The organism is Nocardia suismassiliense (genome assembly GCF_900269665.1).
In the GTDB taxonomy this organism is placed as follows: Bacteria; Actinomycetota; Actinomycetes; order Mycobacteriales; family Mycobacteriaceae; genus Nocardia; species Nocardia suismassiliense.
This window is the reverse complement of sequence record NZ_LT985361.1, coordinates 6033205-6054188: the sequence shown is the minus strand read 5'-3', so window position 1 is coordinate 6054188 and position 20984 is coordinate 6033205. Positions and strand designations below refer to the sequence as shown.

The 20984-nt window shown below is 66.6% G+C and carries 18 protein-coding genes; 17 read left to right on the top strand and 1 reads right to left on the bottom strand.

What is annotated here, in order from left to right:
• Positions 1-86 precede the first annotated feature (86 nt).
• Positions 87-1316: a cytochrome P450 family protein gene (locus tag DBO33_RS26755; RefSeq protein ID WP_107657542.1), complete on the bottom strand. Its 1230-nt coding sequence runs from the start codon at positions 1314-1316 to the stop codon at positions 87-89.
• Between the two features lie 340 nt (positions 1317-1656).
• Here DBO33_RS26755 and DBO33_RS26750 point away from each other — a divergent pair, with 340 nt between their 5' ends.
• The 17 genes from DBO33_RS26750 to DBO33_RS26665 all read left to right on the top strand — a co-directional run bounded on the left by DBO33_RS26750 (position 1657) and on the right by DBO33_RS26665 (position 20931).
• Complete coding sequence (locus tag DBO33_RS26750) at positions 1657-2607, top strand: helix-turn-helix transcriptional regulator (protein ID WP_107657541.1); 951 nt, start codon at positions 1657-1659, stop codon at positions 2605-2607.
• Between the two features lie 1510 nt (positions 2608-4117).
• Positions 4118-4675: a hypothetical protein gene (locus tag DBO33_RS26745; RefSeq protein WP_159080556.1), complete on the top strand. Its 558-nt coding sequence runs from the start codon at positions 4118-4120 to the stop codon at positions 4673-4675.
• Between the two features lie 11 nt (positions 4676-4686).
• Positions 4687-5904, top strand: a complete 1218-nt coding sequence (locus DBO33_RS26740) for a cutinase family protein (protein WP_234391054.1) — start codon at positions 4687-4689, stop codon at positions 5902-5904.
• Entirely contained in the window at positions 5904-7040 is a 1137-nt protein-coding gene (locus DBO33_RS26735; protein ID WP_159080555.1) for a lipase family protein, read from the top strand. Before DBO33_RS26740 ends, DBO33_RS26735 begins: the two co-directional genes overlap by 1 nt.
• 77 nt (positions 7041-7117) lie before the next feature.
• Entirely contained in the window at positions 7118-8590 is a 1473-nt protein-coding gene (locus DBO33_RS26730; RefSeq protein WP_159080554.1) for a cutinase family protein, read from the top strand.
• Between the two features lie 130 nt (positions 8591-8720).
• Positions 8721-9437 carry a hypothetical protein gene (locus DBO33_RS26725; RefSeq protein WP_107657537.1) on the top strand — a complete coding sequence of 239 codons (717 nt, stop codon included), beginning with the start codon at positions 8721-8723 and terminating at the stop codon, positions 9435-9437.
• A 3-nt stretch (positions 9438-9440) separates the two neighbouring features.
• Positions 9441-10100, top strand: coding sequence for a P-loop NTPase family protein (locus DBO33_RS26720; RefSeq protein WP_107657536.1), 660 nt, complete (start codon positions 9441-9443; stop codon positions 10098-10100).
• The gene (locus DBO33_RS26715; protein WP_107657535.1) at positions 10097-10387 is read left to right on the top strand and encodes a hypothetical protein; all 291 of its coding nucleotides are present in this window, start codon (positions 10097-10099) and stop codon (positions 10385-10387) included. Before DBO33_RS26720 ends, DBO33_RS26715 begins: the two co-directional genes overlap by 4 nt.
• Before the next feature lie 4 nt (positions 10388-10391).
• Complete coding sequence (locus tag DBO33_RS26710; protein WP_107657534.1) at positions 10392-11396, top strand: alpha/beta fold hydrolase; 1005 nt, start codon at positions 10392-10394, stop codon at positions 11394-11396.
• The gene (locus DBO33_RS26705) at positions 11393-11623 is read left to right on the top strand and encodes a hypothetical protein (RefSeq protein ID WP_107657533.1); all 231 of its coding nucleotides are present in this window, start codon (positions 11393-11395) and stop codon (positions 11621-11623) included. Before DBO33_RS26710 ends, DBO33_RS26705 begins: the two co-directional genes overlap by 4 nt.
• A gap of 23 nt (positions 11624-11646) precedes the next feature.
• Complete coding sequence (locus DBO33_RS26700; RefSeq protein WP_107657532.1) at positions 11647-12285, top strand: hypothetical protein; 639 nt, start codon at positions 11647-11649, stop codon at positions 12283-12285.
• A gap of 13 nt (positions 12286-12298) precedes the next feature.
• Positions 12299-13105: a hypothetical protein gene (locus DBO33_RS26695; protein WP_107657531.1), complete on the top strand. Its 807-nt coding sequence runs from the start codon at positions 12299-12301 to the stop codon at positions 13103-13105.
• 1129 nt (positions 13106-14234) lie between these two features.
• Complete coding sequence (locus DBO33_RS26685; protein WP_107657529.1) at positions 14235-15707, top strand: SCO6880 family protein; 1473 nt, start codon at positions 14235-14237, stop codon at positions 15705-15707.
• Positions 15704-17455 carry a hypothetical protein gene (locus DBO33_RS26680; protein WP_199856768.1) on the top strand — a complete coding sequence of 584 codons (1752 nt, stop codon included), beginning with the start codon at positions 15704-15706 and terminating at the stop codon, positions 17453-17455. The genes DBO33_RS26685 and DBO33_RS26680 overlap by 4 nt, the downstream gene beginning before the upstream one ends.
• The gene (locus DBO33_RS26675) at positions 17445-18434 is read left to right on the top strand and encodes a hypothetical protein (RefSeq protein WP_107657528.1); all 990 of its coding nucleotides are present in this window, start codon (positions 17445-17447) and stop codon (positions 18432-18434) included. The genes DBO33_RS26680 and DBO33_RS26675 overlap by 11 nt, the downstream gene beginning before the upstream one ends.
• A 159-nt stretch (positions 18435-18593) precedes the next feature.
• Positions 18594-19544 (top strand): hypothetical protein, encoded by a 951-nt coding sequence (locus DBO33_RS26670; RefSeq protein WP_107657527.1) that lies wholly within the window; start codon positions 18594-18596, stop codon positions 19542-19544.
• Positions 19545-19806: 262 nt separating this feature from the next.
• Complete coding sequence (locus tag DBO33_RS26665; RefSeq protein ID WP_234391053.1) at positions 19807-20931, top strand: C40 family peptidase; 1125 nt, start codon at positions 19807-19809, stop codon at positions 20929-20931.
• Positions 20932-20984: the final 53 nt, after the last annotated feature.

Genomic DNA, 20984 nt, shown 5'->3' with positions numbered 1-20984 from the left:
TACCGGGCGGCAACTCCTGCGGGGCTGCGGTCACTGGTGTGAGTCGCGGGCCGCCGGAACCGTTCGGCGATTCATGGCGGCGAGGTTCAGGTGAGATGGACCGGGAGGGAGGTGTGTCCGTTGGAGATGAAGCTGTTGACGGTGGCCAGTGGTGCCGGGTTGTCGGCGGTGAGGCGCATATTGGGGAATCGGTCGAACAGTGCGGGTAGTGCGATGGTGGCTTCCAGTCGAGCCAACGGGGCGCCGAGGCAACGGTGGGCGCCGTACCCGAAAGACAGATGGGCCTTGTTGGTTCGGTGGAGGTCGAAATGGTCAGCGTCGGGGCCGTAGGTGCGCGGGTCGCGGTTGACTGCGGCGTAGGAGACCAGGATCGGGTCACCTTTGGCGATGATGACTCCGTCGATGTTGATGTCTTCGACGGCGTAGCGCAGGGGAACATAAGCGGCGGGTGCTTCGAGGCGAAGTGCCTCCTCGACCACGTCGGCCCAGCAGGCTTGGTCGGCTCGTAGGGCATCGTGCTGGTCGGGGTGGGTTAGCAGGGCGAAGATGGCGTGGTCGAGCAGGTTTACGGTGGTTTCGTGGCCAGCGCTGATCACCAGTAGCAGAGTGCCGATGAGTTCCTGCTCGCTGAGTCCGGAGCCGTCGGGTTCGCGGTGGCCTATCAGCTGGCTGGTCATGTCGTCGCTGGGGTGGGCGCGCCGGTAGGCGACCAGATCGGTGAAGAGGCCGTATATCCGGTCGTTGTTGGCTTCGGATTGTTGCGAAGTGCGCGGTGAGGTGTCGAAAAGTTCATCGGCGCAACGTCGTACGGGTGGATAGAGGTGGTGGGGTACTCCGACCAGCTCCGAGATGACCCGGATGGGTAGCGGGTAGGCGAAGGCCTCACGTAGATCGACCGACTCGCCATGGGGAGTGCCGGCGAGCTGGGATAGTAGCTCGTGGGTGATGGCTTCGATCCGGGCGCGCATGTCCTCGGTCCGTCGCGAGGAGAAGGTGGGAGAGATGATTCTGCGCAGTCGGCGGTGATCGGAACCGTAGGCATTGAACATGTTGACCGGCGACACCCACGGGTACAGCGGCCACGCGGAAGTGATTTCACCGCTGATGAACTCGGGCCAGTGCTGGCGAGGGTCCTTGGATACTCGGGCGTCGACCAGGAGCTTTTTGAGCAGTTCGGGGTCGGTGATCGCCCATGCTCGGACCTGGCCGGGCAGCTCGACCGGGGACAGGGGGCCGCGGGCGCGGATGCGAGCAGCTTCGCCGTGGATGTCGGTTCCGTTGGGGTCCAATACGATGAGGCTGGTTTGGTCGTTCATCAGATCTCCTGAAATGGGCCGGAGTGCCCAACCGTCGCGAGCGCTCAGCTCAGGTTGTCAGGCAATGCTATTCAGATTTCGAAGAGCAAATCGACCGGGATCTTGCGCGGAAGTGCCGGATCTTTGCACGATTTGGCCTCGGGCCGGGACCAGCGCTCTCGTGCTGCGGGTCAGGGGGTTCACGGATTCTTCTGCATTCCGTGCCGGATTCTTGCACCCAGGGCTGGTTTGGTGGACGCGCCGGCGCACCGGCGGCAGACTGAGGGGTTGGTTCGAAGCAACGGTGCTTGGAATCGACTTACCTGAACCGTGTGGAGGATAGATAGGACAGGGGCACCGTGTGACCAGCCAACGCTACGAACTTCGGCGCGAGTCTACCCTTTGGGTCCCCAAGGGCGACCGGTCCGATTTTTGGGCTGAGCGGGTCCAGGAGAATCAAGGTCGCATCGGTTTGAGCTTCGACTTCGGCGATCACCGAGACTTCAACGGGCGGACATGGGTCCAGGAGTGCGGCGATGATGTGCTCATCGAGTTCGCCTCCACCATGATCAATTACCGTCGTACCAAGCAGCACGTTCGTACCGACGATGACCGCAGTGGTCGGCTCCTTATCGTGCGCGAAGGTCGTATGGCGCTGAGGCAGAACGACGACGTCACTGTGCTGGAACCTGGCGAGGTAGGTCTGTACTCGATGGGTCGTGACATGGATGTTGCTCACGACGACACCGCCCGGGCGGTTGTCCTCAGCATTCCTGACGGCGATCCCATCGCCACGATGCTCACCGACCAGCCGCCGCTGAAGATGGATGCGCACCGCCCTCTGCTCGGGACAGCCGTCGGGATGGTGAAATCGCTCGTCGAGCATCGCGAGACGATGACGGGGAACGACTTCACGCAGATCAACGCGTACCTGCGCCAGATTCTGGCGAGTTCGCTCGATGACCGCCAGGCCCCAGAGCTATCCAGGCTGGAGCGACTGGCGCAGGAAGTGCTGGTCTACATCGAAATCAACTCCGATGACCCGACCGTCACTCCCGATTCGATTGCGAAGCACTTCTGCTGCTCGTTGAGCCAGCTGCACAAGGCGCTGAGAACCGCTTCGACCACTCCCGCGAGAATGCTGCGCGAAACCAGGCTGAAACGAGCGAGACGTCGACTCGAGATCAGTACCGGCACAGTCACTCAGATAGCCTTCAACTCCGGTTTCGGTTCGGCCAGTGCATTTCGCGAAAGTTTTCGCCAACGGTACGGGCAATACCCCGGCGAATGGCGGATGACAGCCGGTCATTGATCCGGATCTCAGTGCTTCGTTGTGCGGACGATAAAGATGGGGCAAGTGGATCAGCTCATCGACCGTGTGCTGCTTCGGTACCGCAGTCTTATGGCTGGTGTGCGTGGCCTTGGCCCTGCGATGCAACCTGTTGTGACGGCGCAAGGCACGACGGTGAGACCTTCCGGCCTGCGCCACTGATGACACCGGGGCACGGACTTTGGGTCATATGACAGCTGGTCTGGCTATCGGCTTCCTGTGCCCGCATAGCCAGACGCGGCACGACGTTGGACGCAACCTGAGGTTGTCCGCCGGCGTGGGACTCGGGTCGAGTGCCACAGATCCTTCAAGCTCGGAAGGGCAGAGGTTTGCCGCGTTGTGGTCCGTATGCAGTCTGAATGGGGATCGATAGCGTCGGTGACCAGCCCCATGCACATGTGGGTCGACGAGCGCCCAGTCGATAGCCGCCCGGTCGTGCAGGCGGGTCACAGTGGCCAGATACACCCGGCCCAGGTCTTCCCGTACGTGATGTCGCCACACCAGTGTCGATTCGCTGCTGCCGTGGCGAACTCACGCCCAACAGATCCGGTGCATCGATCGGCTTCACACCACGAATCGTGGTGGGCTGAAACGGCATCGGTTGCCTGCCACGCATCCCAGCCGCACGTATCAATCGCCCACCGCTTGCCTGGGATCCGGTGCCCGGCCACGCGCAACATAGGGCATTCGAAGAATCCACGTTTCACGGTCCGGGTGTGAACTAGATGGCAAATACCCTGCAAGACCGTCATATCGCTATTTGACACTGCGGCCGTTAATGAAATCTAGGGGAGTCAGAACCCTAGCCCTGCACATGCTTCCGGGGTTTGGATGGAGGTAGTTGTCCGAACCGATTGAGAGGAAGTTGCATTGGGACCATTGGAAATTCTCAACTTGGTTAACGCCGGATTGTCCTTGCTGTCCAACGGTTTGTCGGTGGCCTACCAAGCACTGGCGTTCATTCTGCCCTTCATCTGACGCAAACGCCTGAGAAGCGGCCTCCCAGGAGCGTATTAGCGACTGGGAGGTGCGCGTAGCGGGCTCCTCGCTGTATTCGCTTACTAGTTCCCATTTTGCCTTCAGGACGAAGGGTCTACTTGCCATGCCCAGATTGAGGAAACACACGAGCGTTGACGGCCGCAGTCCTCGCTGTACCGAAGACCGGCGTTCCGGTCGGAAACCGTTGACGAACAACGCTATTCGGAGTAGCCGGGCAATCCTGGCGGGCGCGATGCCGCTCGCGTTGGCTTTCGCAGCCTCAGGGCCAGCCGCTGCCGTAACCCCGCCAGCGGCCATTGCCGATCAGCCGGGCGTGACCAGTCCCTCTCAGCCTGGTACTAACGCACCGACGCCTCCTCCTCCGCCGCCTCCGCCCGCGGATTCGGCGCCGGAATCGCCTCCTCCTCCGCCGCCTCCGCGGGTCTATTACTCCCAGCCGCCGCAGGTGCGCAACGAGAGCTCCTCGCGTCCGGCTCCGCCGGTGGGTGAGCCGGTGGAACCTATTCGCATCGATGAGTTGCACTTGCCTGAACCGGTGCCGCCGGTCGCGCCGATCGAGGCTCCGGAGAACATGATTCGGATCGGGCAGTGGCAAGCTCCCCGTCCGGCCTGGTTGCCCCCTGAATGCGCGGACACCATCAATGACGCTGCCGCCGGCGCGGAGGCGCAGGTCGCGACGGCGTTGGACTCGATTGGCATTCCGGCGGGGCGATCGGATCGTGTCAGCGGGGCGACTCTGGCAGGCGCGGGAATCGGCGGTGCGGCAGGCGCAGTGGTCGCCGGTGCCCCGGTCGCTGCCGCTGGAGCGGTAGTCGGGGGGCTTATCGGCGGGACTATCGGTGGGATCGCCGGTGCGGCACTCGGGACAGTCATCCCCGTGCCGATCATCGGCACTGTCACTTCGGGCGTGGCCGGAACTGCACTCGGGGCGGCCGCGGGTGCGGCGGCCGGTGCCGCGGTCGTTGGTATCCCCGCCGCTGCGGTGGGTGCGGTCGCTGGCGGCACCGTCGGCGCGGGTTTCGGCGCTGGTGTGGGGGTCGGGCAACCATGACCACCACCGCGATGAGAAAGCGAAGCGCCGCAGCGGCGGTGGCGGCCGCGACCACGGTCGCTGCGATGGCCGCCACGGGTAGTGCGGCGGCGGTCCCGATCGGACCGGGTTGTCCTGCCCTGTACGTGGTGGGTATCCAGGGAACGGGGCAGTCGTCACCGGGAGCGGATCCGCTGGCCGACACCGGGATGGTCGGCGCGCTCCTCGCACCGGTCCTGGCGGCCGTGCCAGATCTGGTGCAGCGCAGCTACATCGGCTACCCCGCCGGTTTCGGCGGCGCGATCCCGGGCGGCGGGGCCGCCCCGTATTCGGTGTCGGTCGCCGATGCTCGCCGCCAGCTCGACGCGGCGGTGACCCAGATCGCGGAAGCTTGTCCGGCCACCCTGATCGCGGGAATCGGATATTCCCAAGGCGCACAAGCGATATCGAGCTTCGCCGCAGATGTCGGCGCAGGTGCCGGGCCGATCGAGCCGGACCGGATCGCGGGCATCGCCTTGTATTCCAACCCCGATCGCGCACCACAAGACGCGATTTTCCCTGGACGTCCCGGCCAGATCACCCCGGACCCCGCACCCGGTACCAGCGGTGGCGCGGTCTCGGGCGTCCAGATCACCAACCCGCCCGCCAGCGGTGGCGGCATCGCCGACGATCACATCGGCTACGGGGCGCTGACCGGCCGTGTCGCCGACATCTGCACCGACGGAGACCTGGCGTGCTCGGCACCGGATCACGCCGCGCTCCTGCGGGTCGGTGCGGAGATCGCCGCCCAAGCCGATCTACGTGATCCGTTCACCGCTCTCGGCTCGCTCCAGGCGGTGCTCTCGGGCGCGCTCGGGGACGCCTGGACAGCGGTCGTGCTCAACGACTTTCAGGTCGGCGGCGGCAATGTCGACTACGTCCCGCAGTTGTCGCTGGCCGATCGGCTGCTCGAGGCCGCCGACCCACGGTCGTCTGCTGCGGGCGAACGCGGTGTGGCTGAGGCGCGGTGGAACGAAATCACCGCGACCGTCGCGGGCAACCCGATCGCGTTGCTGCCCAAGCTCACCGGCCAACTATCCACAGCCTGGGGACAGCTCGTCGCCGACAACGCTGATCTGGTCAACCCCGGGGTGTGGCTGCGCTACGCCGACACCGTCGCCCGCCACACCGGATACGCCGCCAGCGGCCAACTGAACTCGGGCATCGCCTGGATGGTCGCGCTCGCCCACGACATCGCCGGGAGCCGATGATGAGCCAACCAGACACACACGACGAGTTCTACCGAGGTCGCGTCGGTTTCGGCCCCCTGCCCGGCAGGATCTTGCGCCGCAGAGCCGTCGATCTGCCGAACCTCGAAGGCAGTGGCCGCGCGTGGCAGATCGTTTACGCCACCCGCACTGCCTTCAGTGCTCCGATACCGGCCTCGGCGACCGTGATCTCCCCAGCGACAGTGGACGTGGCTGGTAGTGGGCCGACCCTGGTGTACTGCCCACAGTTCCACGGCCTCGGTGGATCGTGCGCACCGTCCCAGCTGCTGGCACGTGGCGAGGAACCCGAAGCCGGATTCCTCGCCGCGGGCTTGCAGCGCGGGTGGACCGTCGCGGTGCCCGACGGGCCGGGGTTGGGAATGACCGACGTTGGCCCCTACCAATTTCTGGCCGGTCAGGTGGGCGCGCATGCGGTCCTGGACCTCGCTCGCGCGGTGCGCGACATGCCGGAGCTGGACTCGAGGCAGAGCCCTTGTGCGGTATGGGGATTCGGCGACGGCGGACGCACGGCGATCTGGGCGGGGGAGACCCGTCCGGAATACGCCCCGGAGCTGGATCTACGCGGCGTGGCCGCTGGTGCGGTGGTCGCCGATCCGGGCGCGTTGATCCGCGAGATCGACGGCGGCCCGGGGGCCGGGCTCGCGCTGGCCGGATTGATCGGGCTCGGCCGCGCCTACCGGCACCTGCCGGTCGACCACGTCCTGCTCGAGTCAGGGCGCGAGGTCATCAAACGCGCGTCAACGCTGGATGCGGCCGATATTCAAGTCGACTACCGGCACCAGCCGCTGGGCCAGTGGTGCGAACGCCCTGATCCCTGGAACGACGCGATGTGGCGCTACGTGCTCGCCAACGAGCAAAGCGCCCGCGTGGCACCGCGAGTCCCGGTGCACCTGTACCACGGCACCGAAGACGCTCTCGTTCCCGTCGCGATGGGCCGCGAACTCTTCAGCGCCTACCGCGCACTCGGTGTGGATCTGAGCTGGCGCGAATACCACAACAGCCACCTCGGCTCCGCGGCAGACGGAGCGAGTGAAGCCCTCTCGCGCCTGGCCAGCTACCTGCAACGGCGCCCCACCCCGCCCGGATCGCGCACACCACCTTCCAGCCAGACCACCTGAATCGCCTGCCCGCACTCAACCGCCCTCGAATGGGTGCGGGCAGGCCCCCCTCACAACCCTCGAAGGAGGTGAACACCATGCACAGCACCCACGACGACCCAGCCACGGCGTCCACCAGTGTGCGATTGACGGCCACAGCGGTGGCGCTGTTGGCGCTATCCGCTATCGGTACGAACGTCGTTTCCGCAGCACCGGACACCGGCGTGCCGATCGGGCCGACGTGCCCGGCGTTGTACGTGTGGGGAATCCAGGGCGGTGAGGAGTCCAGCCCCGGAGCGTCGACCACCAGTGATACCGGTGCCCTCGGGCAGATGTTCGGACCACTCGCGGCGCGTGCCGGGGAGTTGGTGCAACGCGCCTACATCCCATTCGGACATGACAGCAACGGCACGGCGCTGCCGTACGAGGACGCGGTCACCGCCGCGGCGCAACGCCTGGAGGACTCCGCCGCCGAGCTCGTGCGGTACTGTCCGGCAACCAAACTCGCCGTCGCCGGCTACAGCCAGGGAGCACCCGCGGTCGCGAGATTCGCCCAACGCGTCGGCAGCGGAGCCGCGACAGTCGCCCCGGACCAGGTCGCGGGAATCGCGTTGCTGGCCAACCCCACTCGCTCTGCCCACACGCCCGTTCTGCCCGGACGCCCACAATCCAGCACACCAGCAGCCGTGCCTGGCGCGTCGGGGCAGAAGACGGCGACGGTCTCGCTGAACAACCCATCGCTGTCCGGTGCCGGGATCACTGCGGCACCGCAGGTCAGCTACGGGGCGCTGACCGGGCGAGTCGCCGATCTGTGTGTGGCAGGTGACGCTACCTGCGACGCCCCTACCGGCGGGCCCTTGGCCACGACCGTGGCGAACATCGCCGCACGATCGGATCTGCGTGACCCGATCGCGGCGATTTCCACCGTCGCCGACGCCCTGTCAGCGACGGTCTACACGACAGCCGTCGAGGTCATCAACGAAGACCTCCACGGCACCAGCCTCGATCAACTGTCCTACCAGCCCGCCGAACCCCTCGGCCAACGGCTGGCCGAGGCATCCCAGCCGAGCACGACACCACCGGGCCCGAACGAGGCACTGGCAGCGCTGTTCAAGCTCGGTTCCATCGGGTTGAACGCGGTGATCTCGGTGGCGCAGAAGGTGATTACCCCCCAGACCATCGCTGAGCTGGCGGTCGTCGGCATGGCCAACCCCTGGGCGGCCGTGGCCGCTCTCGGTACCAAAGTCGCGGGTGCGGTGGTCGAACTCGTGCCACCCCAGACCGCGAGCCGGTGGGTCAACGAGGCGTTCGACGCCATCACCGGCACCGTCACCGACCAGCGAGAGCTCTACACCCTGGCCAGTACCGCCCAATACAGCTCCACCACCGGCCGCCACGGCTCCTACCAAACCGTGCCCGCCACCGCGACCGGCAGCTCGGCGTTGGCCGCGACCGCCGAGTGGTTCACCGCTGTGGCCCAGGATCTCGGCCGCACTACACCGACTCGCACCGCGACGCACACCCCGACCAGCGCCACCACGACACCCGCACCAACCAGTGGTGGTCGTTAAACCCCTTCGGGCGCAACCGGATCAGTGGACCTACCCCCTTACCTGACCCGTCCACTGATTCTCTCCCCGGCACCGCGCCCGAAGGGCCCCACAACCTCAACCCGCACGACCCAAACCAAGGAGGTGAACCATGCCCAGCACCCATACCCCGCACGAGGGCCAGCTCGACCACGGCTGGGGATGGCTGCGTCCAACAGAACCTGCTGCCGTGCAACCGATCTCACCCAGACTCGTTGACGACGGCGAAACTCCCGAGGGTTCGGAATGGCAATGGCTCACCGCCGGTGCCGGTCCGCATCCGCCAGCGATCGAATCACCGAATCGACTGTGGCGCAGGTGGATCTGGCTCGCGACCGCTGTCGTGCTGGGCGTCGTGTCGGTGGGCGTCTGGGTCGGAGTCACCGCCGGACACCAGGACACGCCCACGGCACTGCCCACTGTGACCGCCGCGCCACCCATCGTCACCACGTCACCGACCGGTGGTGCCTGTGCTGGCTTGTCCGGAGCCACGGTCACTGACAGCGCGGGAGACACGCGGAGCGTGACGGGGGTGATCGCGGCGTTCGAGCACGCCTATTACGTCGCGCGTGACGCTGCCGCCGCGCTGGCGTTGGTCGGCCAGGAAGCCGGGCTCGTCGCCGAGGCGCTCGCGGCCGGTATCGCCTCGATCTCGCCAGGCACCACCCACTGCGTGGCGATCACCCCGATCACCGGCGGTGCCGCCGCAGAGGTGCACCTGGTCGAACGCCACCCCGACGGCGGGCGCCGGGACTACCTGCAGCTGATCAACACTCGCCTCGATGAGCACGGCACCACCGTGATCACCAACATCCAGAAGCGGGGCTGACCGATGAACGCCGCCCCACTGCAGCTCCATCGAGACCGACCGACTCCGGGACGGCTGGACCCCGCCACCATCGTCGGACCCACGCCGGAACGGATGGCGCCGGTGCGCGAGGCTCCACTGCCCACTACCGCCGAGCACCCTCCCTTGTTCGCGGTGCTCGGCGCCCACGGCGGCGCGGGCGCCTCGACGCTGGCCCGCTGGTGGGCCCCGGCCGCTGACACCGGTCTGGCCTGGCCCGGTTCCCCGCGCACCACTCAACGTGTCGTAGTCGCCGCGCGATTGTGTATGCCGGGCCTGACCGCGGCCGCCGAACGCTTGCGCGAATGGCACGCCGGATACGCCCCGGACGGAGTCACGGTGATCGGGCTAGCGCTCACCGCCGCCCGCCCGGGCTCTGTCCCCGCCGAGGTCCGCCGCTTCCGCAGCGTGGTCTCCGGGCTGGTCGATGAGGTTTATGAAATCGGCTGGCACGACGAACTCGTCGTCCTCGACCTAGCCGACCTCGCCCAGTACAGCCCCCTCACCGCCGCACCAGAGCGACGCCGCAAATCCCGCCTCACCGAGACCGTTCCTCTCGATGTGTACCGGGCCGGCGCCGGCATCATCAGCCGCCTTGCGGCCAGTCAGTCAGCAGCACAACAGGATTCGGAGGACCAGTTATGAGTACCGCGTACGCGGTCGGCGAGGCGGTGGCTGTACTCGCCGAAATCAACATCACGCCCGTCAACCCGCCGCAGATGGAAAAGTTCGTCAATTTGGTGAATTACCTGGCGTGGTTCGTCAGCCTCGCCGGGATCGCGGCGCTGATCTACGGGGGCGGCAAGTTCGGCTGGGAACGCTGGCACGGCGGCGCGGTCGAATCGCCCAAGATCATCCTCGGTGCGCTGTTCGGCGGCATCATCGCCACCAGCGCTGGACCGATCATGAACTCTGTCGTCTCCGGCGGATAACACCATGCGCGCCAACTGGATTCGCCTTGCCCCGCTGCACACGCTGTGTGCGCAACCGCGGCCGAACGTGACGCAAGTAGTCGTCAGCGATCACCGGATTCCTCGAGGTAACCGTATGAATTCTTCTCTTGATACCCGCTCGTTTTCCGTCAGTGCCCGTGACGGTGTACGCCTCTGGGCACAACGTGTCGGGTCGGCCTGGGCACCGGCGAGCGTTGTCTATGTCCACGGCATGTTCACTGATGCCCGTTACTGGACGCCGCTGGTGGGACACCTCAACCACCATCTCGACGGCGGGATCGCCCAGATCTTCTACGACCAGCGAGGCCACGGCCGCTCCGGCTGCCACCCGCCGAAAACACCGTTGAGCTTGAACGTGTTGGCCGACGACCTGAACTGCGTCCTGGGCCACGTCCACGGCGCCGTCGTGGTGGCGGCGCACTCGATGGCGGCATTGCTGATTCACGAATGGGCCGCTCACAATCCGCGACGCGCGCGCGAACTGTCCGGGATCGTCCTGTTCAACGCCTGTGCCGACTTCCCCTATCTCCCAGCGACTTCCCACGAAAGCCTTCGAGCACCGAAGCAGCGTCTGAGAAAGTACACGCTCAGCGAGGAACTGGGGGACTACCTCTACGCGACTCCCTCCCGCGGTAGCTGGCCGCAGCCGTCATGGCGCTTCCCGCGCCGATCCCACCGTAGGAATCGCGCTCGGATAGGGAAGGTGACGCAGGCGGAACTGTCGGTTTATCCACACGCGGTATTGACCACCGAAGCCGCGATTGCGCTGCGGGCCATCCCGACCTGGGTAGTCACCGGCGAACTCGACCCCGTCGTCACCCCGAGCAGATCCCAGCACCTGGCTGAGCGGATTTGGGCCGACTACGACACCATCCCCGGCGCAGGACACTCCCTGCCCCACACCAACCCCCGCCACGCCAGCGAACCGATCCTGGCCGCACTCGACGTGGCCTACCGGGCACACCGCCACGACGGAGGCCACCCGTGACCGCCAAAAACCTTCCTCCGGATGTTCTTTCGCCCCTGACTCTGCTGCTGGGTTACCTCGCGTGGTTCGTTCTGCTGATCTGCATCACTCGCGCGATCTGGGTAGGTGGGCAGCTGGCGGTCCGGCTGCATCGCGAGGAAGCAATCGAAGGGTTGCTGGGCTCGCTGGTGGGGGCGGCGCTGGTGGGTTCCGCGAGCGCGATTGCCGTCGCCGTCATCCCGACCTGACACACCCTCTGGAGAACCCTGTCGTGAACCGCTCGCACACAACACATTTCACCGCCGTCGTCGTGACGGCCTTCGCGGTCCCGATGGCCGCGGCCGGACTGCTCGCCTGCACCAGCGACACACCCGTGGACCCGCAGCCCCCGGCGATCACCGCTACCAGTGCCGTGCCTACCGCGTTGCGGTGGCAGCCGTTCCAGGGCGTGAACTTACCGGTGGCAGAGCAGGGCCCGCGCCATATCGACGGAGCCGTCGCTACCGGATTCGATCGAAACCCTGTCGGTGCCGCGCTGGCCGCGATTCACGCGACGGTGCGGATGTCGATCGCCAGCGACAGCCAGTGGCCCTCGGTCGGAGCCCGCATGCTCGCACCCGGACCCGCCCGCGACCTGTGGGCCACTACGCGCGCCCAGATCTCGATCACCGCACCGATCGCCGACGGCGCACCAAAGCTTTTGGGCTACAGGCTATCTCACTACTCGGGCGACGCCGCAGACATCGACGTCTACAGCATTCACCCCGACAACTCCCTGACCCGCAACAGCACCCGCGTGATCTGGCACGTCGACGACTGGCGACTACGCCCGCCCGAAGACCGCACGCGCAGCCCGGTCAGCGCGGTCGACCTACCGCCGGCCGACATGGTCGCGCTCCCGGCGCGATAGGAGAGCACCCCCGATGAAATCGTTCCGCCTGCTGATCATCCTGCTCGCCAGTATCACCGCCCTGGTCATCGCGGCGTTCGTATGGACCCTCACCGGTGACAACGACGCCCCCGACACCGGCGGGGATCCCGCCGGCCCCACGATGCCGACCCATCGAAGCTTCCCCGACCTCACACCGAGCGCGACGTCACTGCCGCCGATGACCGACCTCTTCGGTTCGCGCCTGGAAGTACCCACGGAGGAATCCGGCGTCGCGCTCCAGCAAGAACCCACCGCACGCCCCGATCCGGCGCGCCCGGACTATCTCACCGCGCCACCGGCATGGATGCAGTGGCAGCGAGGGTGGGGCGGTGCGGCGCTACCGGTCTCCGGGAGCGACGGCCCGGCACGGATCCAGCGTGGAGTCGCCACCGATTTCGCCCGCACGCCGCAAGGCGCGGCGCTGGCGGCCCTTGACGCGCTCGGGCGCGCGCTGGCAGCGCCGGAGGGGACATGGCAGCGGGTGGTGGCGGAGCGCTACTACGGTGGCGGGCCCGCGCTGGTGTCGCGGTTCGCGCGCTCACGCGAACGCACTGCTGATGCCGCCCGCTACGTCGTCGTTCCCGACGGTGTGCGAGTACGACCCGGATACCGCGACGACCTGGCGGTCGTGGAGATCGCCAGCCGAGCCGAGGGCGGCTACGCGATTGCGACCTGGCCGATGGCGTGGATCAGTGGCGACTGGCGCGTGCGCGTTCCCGACGACATCGAAACCCTTTGGGGTCCTGCGGCATCGGTGCCGACACTGACCGGCTTCGGCTCCTGGAAGAACCAGCCATGATCAGCGTCGCGCGAACCGGTCCGCCGATGCACACCCAACTCGAACTTCCCGGAATTTGCGACCTGCCTCTCGGACCCCAGCAAGCATGCGAATCACTCGGCAATGCCGCCTCCGATGTCGCGAGTTCGACCTTCGAAGACCTGGTGACCTCTCTCGGCGAAGGCATGGCCAAGGCCCTGCGGATGGCGATGACGTGGTGGACCACGTTGCCGTCACCCCAGCTGACAACTAGCGATGGCAGTCCAGGACCAGTACTGGCCGGGATCAGGGACTACACCAGCGGACTGCAAGTCCTTCTTCTGACCGCCGGAATCCTTTTTGCTGCTGCGCGTTTGGCACTGGCCAAGCGTGGCGGGACCGCGGGGGAGGCGCAGGAGTCGTTTCTGATGCTGGCGAAAGCGATTTTCGCTTCGGCGGCCTTCGGTGCGGTGATCACCGCCGGAACCCGTGCAGGAGAGCAATTCTCCGAATGGGTGATCCAGGAGGCCAGCCGAGGCGACCTGGACGGCGTCGTCACCCATTTGGTGGAGTTCGATCTCAGACACGGCAGCAGCCTGGGATCAGGCGTGTTGTTGGTGTTGTTCTTCCTCGGCATCATCAGCATGCTGGTGCAACTGGTGATGCTGGTTGTCCGCCAAGCACTGCTGATTCTCGTCGTCGCGGTCCTTCCCCTCGCGGCCGCAGCCTCGGGCACCGGACCGGGCTCGCAAGCCTACAAACGGTTGCTGAGCTGGTCATTGGCGTTCCTGTTGTGGAAACCGGTCGGTGCGCTGGTGTACGCGATCGCGTTCACCGTCGCTGGACGTGATCAGCAAGATCCGCAACTGATGCTGCTCGGGCTCATTCTGCTGGTGATGACGGTAGTGGTGCTCCCGGCACTGATGCGCCTGGTCGCGCCCGCTGTCGCCACTCTCGGTGGCGGCGGAGGGGCGGGGGCAGCACTGGCCGGCGGGCTCGCGGGTGTCGCGATGGCAACAGTAGGCAGCGGTGGCGGCTCGGAAGGCCGCAAGGTCGCCGAAGGCGAGAACTCACCAGGCGCAGGCGGAGCAGGAGCGCCACCGTCGGCACCACCACCCGGGGGTGGTGGAGGCCGACCAATGCCCGGAGGCGCCACTGGTGAGAGTNGGCGATGACGGGGCGGATGTACGGCCGTTGGGAACGCCCGCGCAGCGCAGGGTTTTTCGGGTTGACCTGGGGCACCAGCATGCTCGGGCTGGGGTTGATCATCGCCATCATGCTCGGGTTCATGATCACCCGATCCTTGCCTATGGCGGGCGCGTCGATCATGGTGGCGGCGCTGATATTCACGCCGATGGCCGTGACGATTAATGGACGCACGGGGTGGGAATTCACGCTACTGCGTATGCAGTTCGCTGCCGCGCGCGCCCGCGGTGAGCTGGTGTATCGGGCGGGGCGGTTCTCGAAGATCCCGGGCATCGCGAAACTTCCAGGGCTGCTGGCGGATTCGCGGCTCTCGGAGTACGAGACCGCCGGCGGGCGCCGGTTCGCGATGATCCACATCCGCCGCACCGACCACTACAGCGTGGTCCTGCGGGTAGTTCCGCGCGGTAAAGAACTAGTCGATCAGTCCCAAATCGATTCCTGGATAGAGGGATACGGCCAGTTCCTGGCCGCGCAAGGCCGTAGCGGGGAAGTGGTGGCGGTGACGTCGGTGCTGGAAAACGTCGTTGAAACCCGCTTGCGGCAGACACGCGAGGTCACCCGCCTCATCCGCCCGGACGCACCCCGCTACGCGAAGTCGGTGATGCGTGAGGCCGCCGCCGACACCGGCGGGGGCGGGGTCCGGATCGAGGCACGTATCGCGATCACCTACCGCGCCATCGGCAAAGGACGCATCCGCCGCGACGAGGCCGAGCAGGCCCGCGAAATCGGCCAGCGCCTCCAAGGTGTGTTGTCCCAACTCGCCCGCGCCGGTCTGCCCGCGACCCCGTTGCAGGCGTGGGAGGTCCTCGCGCTGGTGCGCTCACGCTACGACCTGGCCTCCCAACGCGACGCCGAAGCCGCGGGCGCCGATATCACCAGCACCCAGTCCTGGGACAGCGTCGGACCGATCGCCCATAACGATGCGTGGGACCACTACGTGCATGACGGGGCACGCTCGATCACCTGGGAGATGGACGCCGCACCACGCGGCGCGGTGATGGAGACCGGGCTCGAGGAACTGCTGCGGCCCCGCGCGGATGTGCCACGCAAACGGGTCGCGATCGTCTACCGGCTCCACTCCGCCGCTGAAGCGACCACGCTGGTGGATTCCGATTTCCGTGACGCGGTGGCCGCCCAGCAGACCGAACGCGGCATCGCCTCGGCTTCGGCGCGTATCCGGGTGGGCAACACCGGTGCAGCGCGTGAGGAACAGGCCCGCGGAGCCGGGTTGACCCGGTTCGGGCTGTACGTGACGGTGACCGACCACCTCGACGCCGACCTTCCCGGCATCGAAGCATCGGTGAGAGCAATGACCCCAGCCGCCCGGCTGGGGGTGCGTCGCTGCTACGGCAGCCAAGCCGCCGCCTTCGCCGCCAGCCTCGGCATCGGACTTATCCTGCCCGAGCACGCCAGCATCTCCAAGCGGGTGTCGGCATGAGAAACACCAAGCGTGGCAGCACTTCTCGGCCTAGTCGCACCGAGCTCGTTGCGGGTGTGCGGGTGCTCAGTCCCGGGGCGCGCACCGCAACCGAGGCGGCCGCCGCCACACCCGGTTTCCGTGGATGGCGGGCACGGCTGGCGATATCGAGCGATGATCACCGCCGGTCCACCGCGGCGCGGCGCGCCCAGAGCTCGGGCCACGACGATGGCTTCGACCGATCGCTGGCACCGTTGACCGACCGCGGCTACCGCGGGATCGGCGGCGGCCGCGCCTCGGTCGTTCCGGCAACACCGGAATGGCGGGGAACCACCGTCCAAGTCGCCGGCCTATGGCCCTACGCGGTCGGTGCGAGCGCACCGACGGTCGGTACCCCAGTCGGAACCCACTACATCACCGGGGGACCGGTCCACTTCGACCCGATGAGCTGGTTCTTGCGGGGCTTCATCACCGCACCGATCTGTTTCGTGCTGGCGCTCAACGGGTTCGGGAAATCCAGTCTCATCCGGCGCATGGTCACCGGAGCGGTGGCCGCTGGACGAACGGCGCTGTGCATGGGGGACACCAAGCCCGACTACCGCGATCTGGTGATCGAGCTCGGCGGCCAAGTCATCGACGTCGGCTACGGCCACGGCACCCTCAATCCTCTCGATGTCGGCGCGCTCGGCGCCGTCGTCACCCGGCTGCCCGACCCCGACCAACGTCGCCAGATCACCGCCCGCGTCGAAGCCGGGCAGGTCAACATCGTCGCCGGGCTGATCGAGCTCGTGCGCGGCGCACGCGTGGCCGACTACGAAGAAGTACTCCTGGCCGCCGGACTGCGTGAACTCTACAGCGCCACCGCCGGATTCAGCTACGACCAGCCACCGGTGCTGTCGGATCTGCTCGAGGTCATCTCCGACGGCGGGGACCGGTTGCGCGAATTCGTCGAAGAAGACGACGAACTCAGCTACCGGGCCGCCACGAAAACACTGCGCCGGTCCCTGCGCGCACTGGTCGAGGGGCCGTTCGGTGCGATATTCAACGGCCAAACCACCACCCGCCTCGACCTGGACAGCCCCGCGATCTGTGTGGATGTCTCCCGCATCCCCGAAGGCGACACCAAACTGCTGGCCGCGGTGCTGATGGTGTGCTGGAGTGACGGATTCGGCGCAGTCGCTGCCGCCCACGCGCTCGCCGATGCCGGACAAGCTCGGCCACGCGCCTTCGAAGTCGTCATGGACGAAATCTGGAGAGTCCTCGGTGTCGGGGAATTCATGGTCGACCGGGTCGATGCGCTGACTCGCTTGAACCGGCCCCTGGGCACCGGGCTGATCATGTGCTCCCACACCATCAAAGACCTCTCCAGCTTCGATTCCCTTGCCGCCCAAGCCAAAGCGCTGGGCTTTTTCGAACGCGCCCGCGCGAAACTGATCGGGCCGGTCGGACCCGAAGAGATCAACCGCATCCGAAACGCGGTCGGGATCACCGAAACCGAGAAACTCCTGGTCACCTCCTGGGCGGCCCCACGACCACCCACCGACGACGACCTGGACCCGTCCCGGCGCGAAACCCCGCCCGGCACCGGCTGCTTCCTCCTCAAAACCGGCGAATCCAACGAGCCCGGAATCCCCTTCCGCCTCACATTCACCCCCACCGAACGACGCACCGACGTGCACAACACCAACCGGCGCTTCGACAACCTAGCCGGATCCGGGCCGGACACCGTCCACACCGAGACCGCGCGCGGAGGTGAGCATGAACGCTGAACGAGACCCCGTAGCGACGCAGCTGTTCCTGCGGCGCGGCCGATTCCATTCCCAGGACCCGACCTTCGCCGCTGTGCGAGCCGATGCGATCGATGGCGAATGGGCATCGGCGCTACGGACGATCAACTATCTGGCCGGCAGGTCCGCTGCGGTCAGAGAGCGGTCGAGTCCGCTGAGCGCCGCTGATGAAGTGTTCGTTGATGACCTCGACTGGAACCGCCGTCACATCGAAGCCCTCGCCAAGGCGGACAACATTCCATACCGGTGGATCAACCACGCACGCGTTTGGGGCGCGTTCGGGATACGGATGGCCGCCGATGAACTGTTGCCAGCCCCGTGGATCGATCACCGGGCACGGCTGGCGCGCAGCATCGGTGCCGACATTGAGCGGCTGACCAGCATCGCCTCCGCCTGCGTTGTGCGCGCCCACCGCCATGGCACCGATGTGCTCGACGAGGCACTCAGTGCGGCCCAGCTCGAGCCCAACATGCGAGCCATCTGGACCAGCGCGGCCCGCACCGCCGAAGCGATCGGCGCCGAGGCCGACGAATGCCGCCAGCTGTGGCAGGTAACACCGCAGCGGTGGCGCGCCACCGTGAATCTGGACTTGAGTGCCGATCCGGCTGTATTCGATCGGTGGTGGTCGGTGTACACCGACCCCGACATCGCCACTCACGTCACCGCTTTCGTGGAGAACCTGCCCCTCTACGCCGAACTCGCCTCCCCCACCGGCTCACAGCCGGGCACCGGCACCGGCTTCGGGCCGCCGGAACCGGTGGTGTGGTTGACCGATGCCTCCCAGGCGCTGGAATCCGCCCTCGACCCCAACGGTGCCGCCGCCCACGCACGCTACGACATCGTCCTCGAGGCCGTCTCGGACCCCGCAACTGAATGGGAACCGCACTCCGAGACCGACATAGAACACGACCGGCCCCTGCCGCCCAGCATCACCGACCACGGGCCCGACCCGTGGGACTAGGAGAAACTGAATGCCTGTACCGCACAACGGAACTCAGGAACACGCCCCACTCCTGCCGTCGCGCAAGAACAAGGCGCTATCCGGCGCGGACAACCGCCGGCACGGCGGTATGGGAGCGAGATGTCTAAGACCACAACGGTTCACAGAAGGAAGCAAGCGATGACAGACAATAACGTGCACCTGCGCGCGTTTGAGCTCGCTGGTTGGAAAGCGCGACTGCTGGACAGAATCGCGGACTTGGCGGCCCGCCAATCACTGGTGCTGCACACGGAGTATCCAGGCTATCGCGACGGTGACGGCCGCGGCGCGGCAGCGATCGAGGGCTGGCGCTCTCGGCTGCGTGATCTTCATGCCATCCGCACCGAACTGGAAATCCGCGCCGAGCTGGTCGGGGTGGATGTCGAATTGATCGGCGCGGCAGCCGAAAGCGGGCACAGTGAGCTGCACTGGAATCACCTCGCGGACTACCCGCTCACGGTGGCACCGGATGATCCCGATCGCGCACCGCTGCTCGATGCGATCGCCGAGGACATGTGGACTCTCGAGCACATGGCCGCGGTCGAAGCAGCGCGGCAGGAGGAACAGAGGCACTTCATCCCCGACCCTGCGGCGCAGCAGCAGTACGAGCGCAACATGATCGCGCTCCGCACGCGGGTCAACCGCACGGCCGCGACGGTCGAGCTGACCGAGGCCGAGCAAGCCGAGATGGTGCACCGCGATCACGGTGACTGGATCCGGCTGGTGTCACGCACCGTGTACGGCTACAGCAACCTCGAGCTCGAGGAGCGCTGGCATGCCTACGCCTGGCCGGGCATCGAGTGGGATGCCCGTCGGGTGAACGCCGGACCCGTCGACGACGGCGAACTCACCGAGTCGAGCACGTGGGCACCAGAGCCCGGTGTGCTGATCAGCGAAGCGACGCGCGCTTTGGGCGTCGATATCGATGAGGCGCGAGTCGAGGCGTTCATCTACGGCGGAGATGTTCTCGACCACCTGGCTTCGATGGTCGGGAGTTCGCCCGGCGGCACGGCGGCGAGTTGGGGTAGTGAGCCGGTAGGTGAGGCTTTGGCCCGGCCACCGGAATTCGGCACGCTGGCCGATCCCGAATGATGTGGCCGGCACGCGATGACGATTCCCCTCTGCCCCCGACTCGCCGCCGTTCTCGCCGACCCGGACGGGCCGCAGGCGCGTTCAGTTACACGACCAGCTCGATGGCAACCGGCTGCACGCGACTACCCACAAACCCTGGCGTCCGGCGAAACCACGCAACCCATGCCGAGCTGCTCGGCAAAACTGCTGAGACACGGCGTGATCGGCCCCCCACCCGAGATCCAGGGACCGACGCCGTGGGCGCTGCTGCTGGTGAACGCGTATGGATACTTCCGCGAAGACCGTAACCGCGACCGCGGCGGGACTACCGGTCGTCTTGCTGTTATTGCTGCTGGTGGTGGTCGGTGCCGACCCTGCACTGTCGTGTGCGACGCCGCTGTCGGCGGGCAGCGCATCAGGGGTGAGCGGACCGACCGGGCAGAGCCTGGCCGGATTGAACGAACGCCAACTGCAACTGGCCCGCAACGGGGTAGCGATCGGGCTGCAGCGGGGGATGAGCGAATCGGTGATCATCGCCGAGCTCGCCGCCCAAGCCACCGAAAGCACCTTCCGCAATCTCGCGAACCCGGCGGTGCCGGACTCGCTGCGCTACACCAACGACGGCCTGGGCTACGACCACGATTCGGTTGGCCCACACCAGATCCGGTTCAGCATCCACGGATCGTTCGGTATCGCGCGGCTGATGGATCCAATCTTCCAGATCAATTGGTTCTACGACCGCGCCGCTCAACTCGGACGCGCCGCACAGCAGATGTCCCCTGCCGAACTCGCCCAAGCAATCGAGAACTCGGCGCCGAACGCCTATGGGGCGCAACTAGATCTAGCGCGACGGCTGTATGCGATGTTCGCCGGCCTCGACCCGCGGACGATGCCACGCACCGACCCCGGGACCGTGGCGAGCGGCTGCGGGCCGACCGGATCCGGGACGCCGGTTGCCCCTGCGGCCAGCGCATTCGGACAGGCAGTGATCGATCACGCCGCTCGTTGGATCGGCACCCCCTATGTATGGGCCGGTGGGGACGCCAGTGGCCCCACCAAAGGTGGGTTCGATTGCAGCGGTTTGACGTTGTATGCGATCTATCAGGCATCCGGTGGTCGGATCCGGCTCCCCCACTACACCCAGTATCAACAGGATCACCCCTCTGCGCGGCCAGTGTCCTTCGCGTCCAAATCCCCAGGCGACCTGATCTTCTTCACCTTGCCTGGGGAGTCGGATTCGCATCACGTGGGGATCTACTACGGGCGAGACAAACAAGGCAACGACGTGCTGCTGCATGCCCCGCAAACCGGCGAGACCGTCACGATCACACCGTTGTCGGCGTGGGACGGCGAGCGCATGGACATCCGCCGCTACCAGTCCGAAGACGTCGCAAGCAGTCGAACGTGAGCGAGGCTCTCCACCGCCCCCAAGACCGCTACCTGCGGAGCGCAAATCAATTG

Coding starts and splice junctions, on each gene's coding strand:
- DBO33_RS26720 (WP_107657536.1), top strand. CDS start 9,441: ATGAACGCCGCCCCACTGCAGCTCCATCGAGACCGACCGACTCCGGGA.
- DBO33_RS26680 (WP_199856768.1), top strand. CDS start 15,704: ATGAGAAACACCAAGCGTGGCAGCACTTCTCGGCCTAGTCGCACCGAG.
- DBO33_RS26725 (WP_107657537.1), top strand. CDS start 8,721: ATGCCCAGCACCCATACCCCGCACGAGGGCCAGCTCGACCACGGCTGG.
- DBO33_RS26730 (WP_159080554.1), top strand. CDS start 7,118: ATGCACAGCACCCACGACGACCCAGCCACGGCGTCCACCAGTGTGCGA.
- DBO33_RS26755 (WP_107657542.1), bottom strand. CDS start 1,316: ATGAACGACCAAACCAGCCTCATCGTATTGGACCCCAACGGAACCGAC.
- DBO33_RS26715 (WP_107657535.1), top strand. CDS start 10,097: ATGAGTACCGCGTACGCGGTCGGCGAGGCGGTGGCTGTACTCGCCGAA.
- DBO33_RS26675 (WP_107657528.1), top strand. CDS start 17,445: ATGAACGCTGAACGAGACCCCGTAGCGACGCAGCTGTTCCTGCGGCGC.
- DBO33_RS26665 (WP_234391053.1), top strand. CDS start 19,807: ATGGATACTTCCGCGAAGACCGTAACCGCGACCGCGGCGGGACTACCG.
- DBO33_RS26670 (WP_107657527.1), top strand. CDS start 18,594: ATGACAGACAATAACGTGCACCTGCGCGCGTTTGAGCTCGCTGGTTGG.
- DBO33_RS26710 (WP_107657534.1), top strand. CDS start 10,392: ATGCGCGCCAACTGGATTCGCCTTGCCCCGCTGCACACGCTGTGTGCG.
- DBO33_RS26735 (WP_159080555.1), top strand. CDS start 5,904: ATGAGCCAACCAGACACACACGACGAGTTCTACCGAGGTCGCGTCGGT.
- DBO33_RS26695 (WP_107657531.1), top strand. CDS start 12,299: ATGAAATCGTTCCGCCTGCTGATCATCCTGCTCGCCAGTATCACCGCC.
- DBO33_RS26740 (WP_234391054.1), top strand. CDS start 4,687: ATGAGAAAGCGAAGCGCCGCAGCGGCGGTGGCGGCCGCGACCACGGTC.
- DBO33_RS26685 (WP_107657529.1), top strand. CDS start 14,235: ATGACGGGGCGGATGTACGGCCGTTGGGAACGCCCGCGCAGCGCAGGG.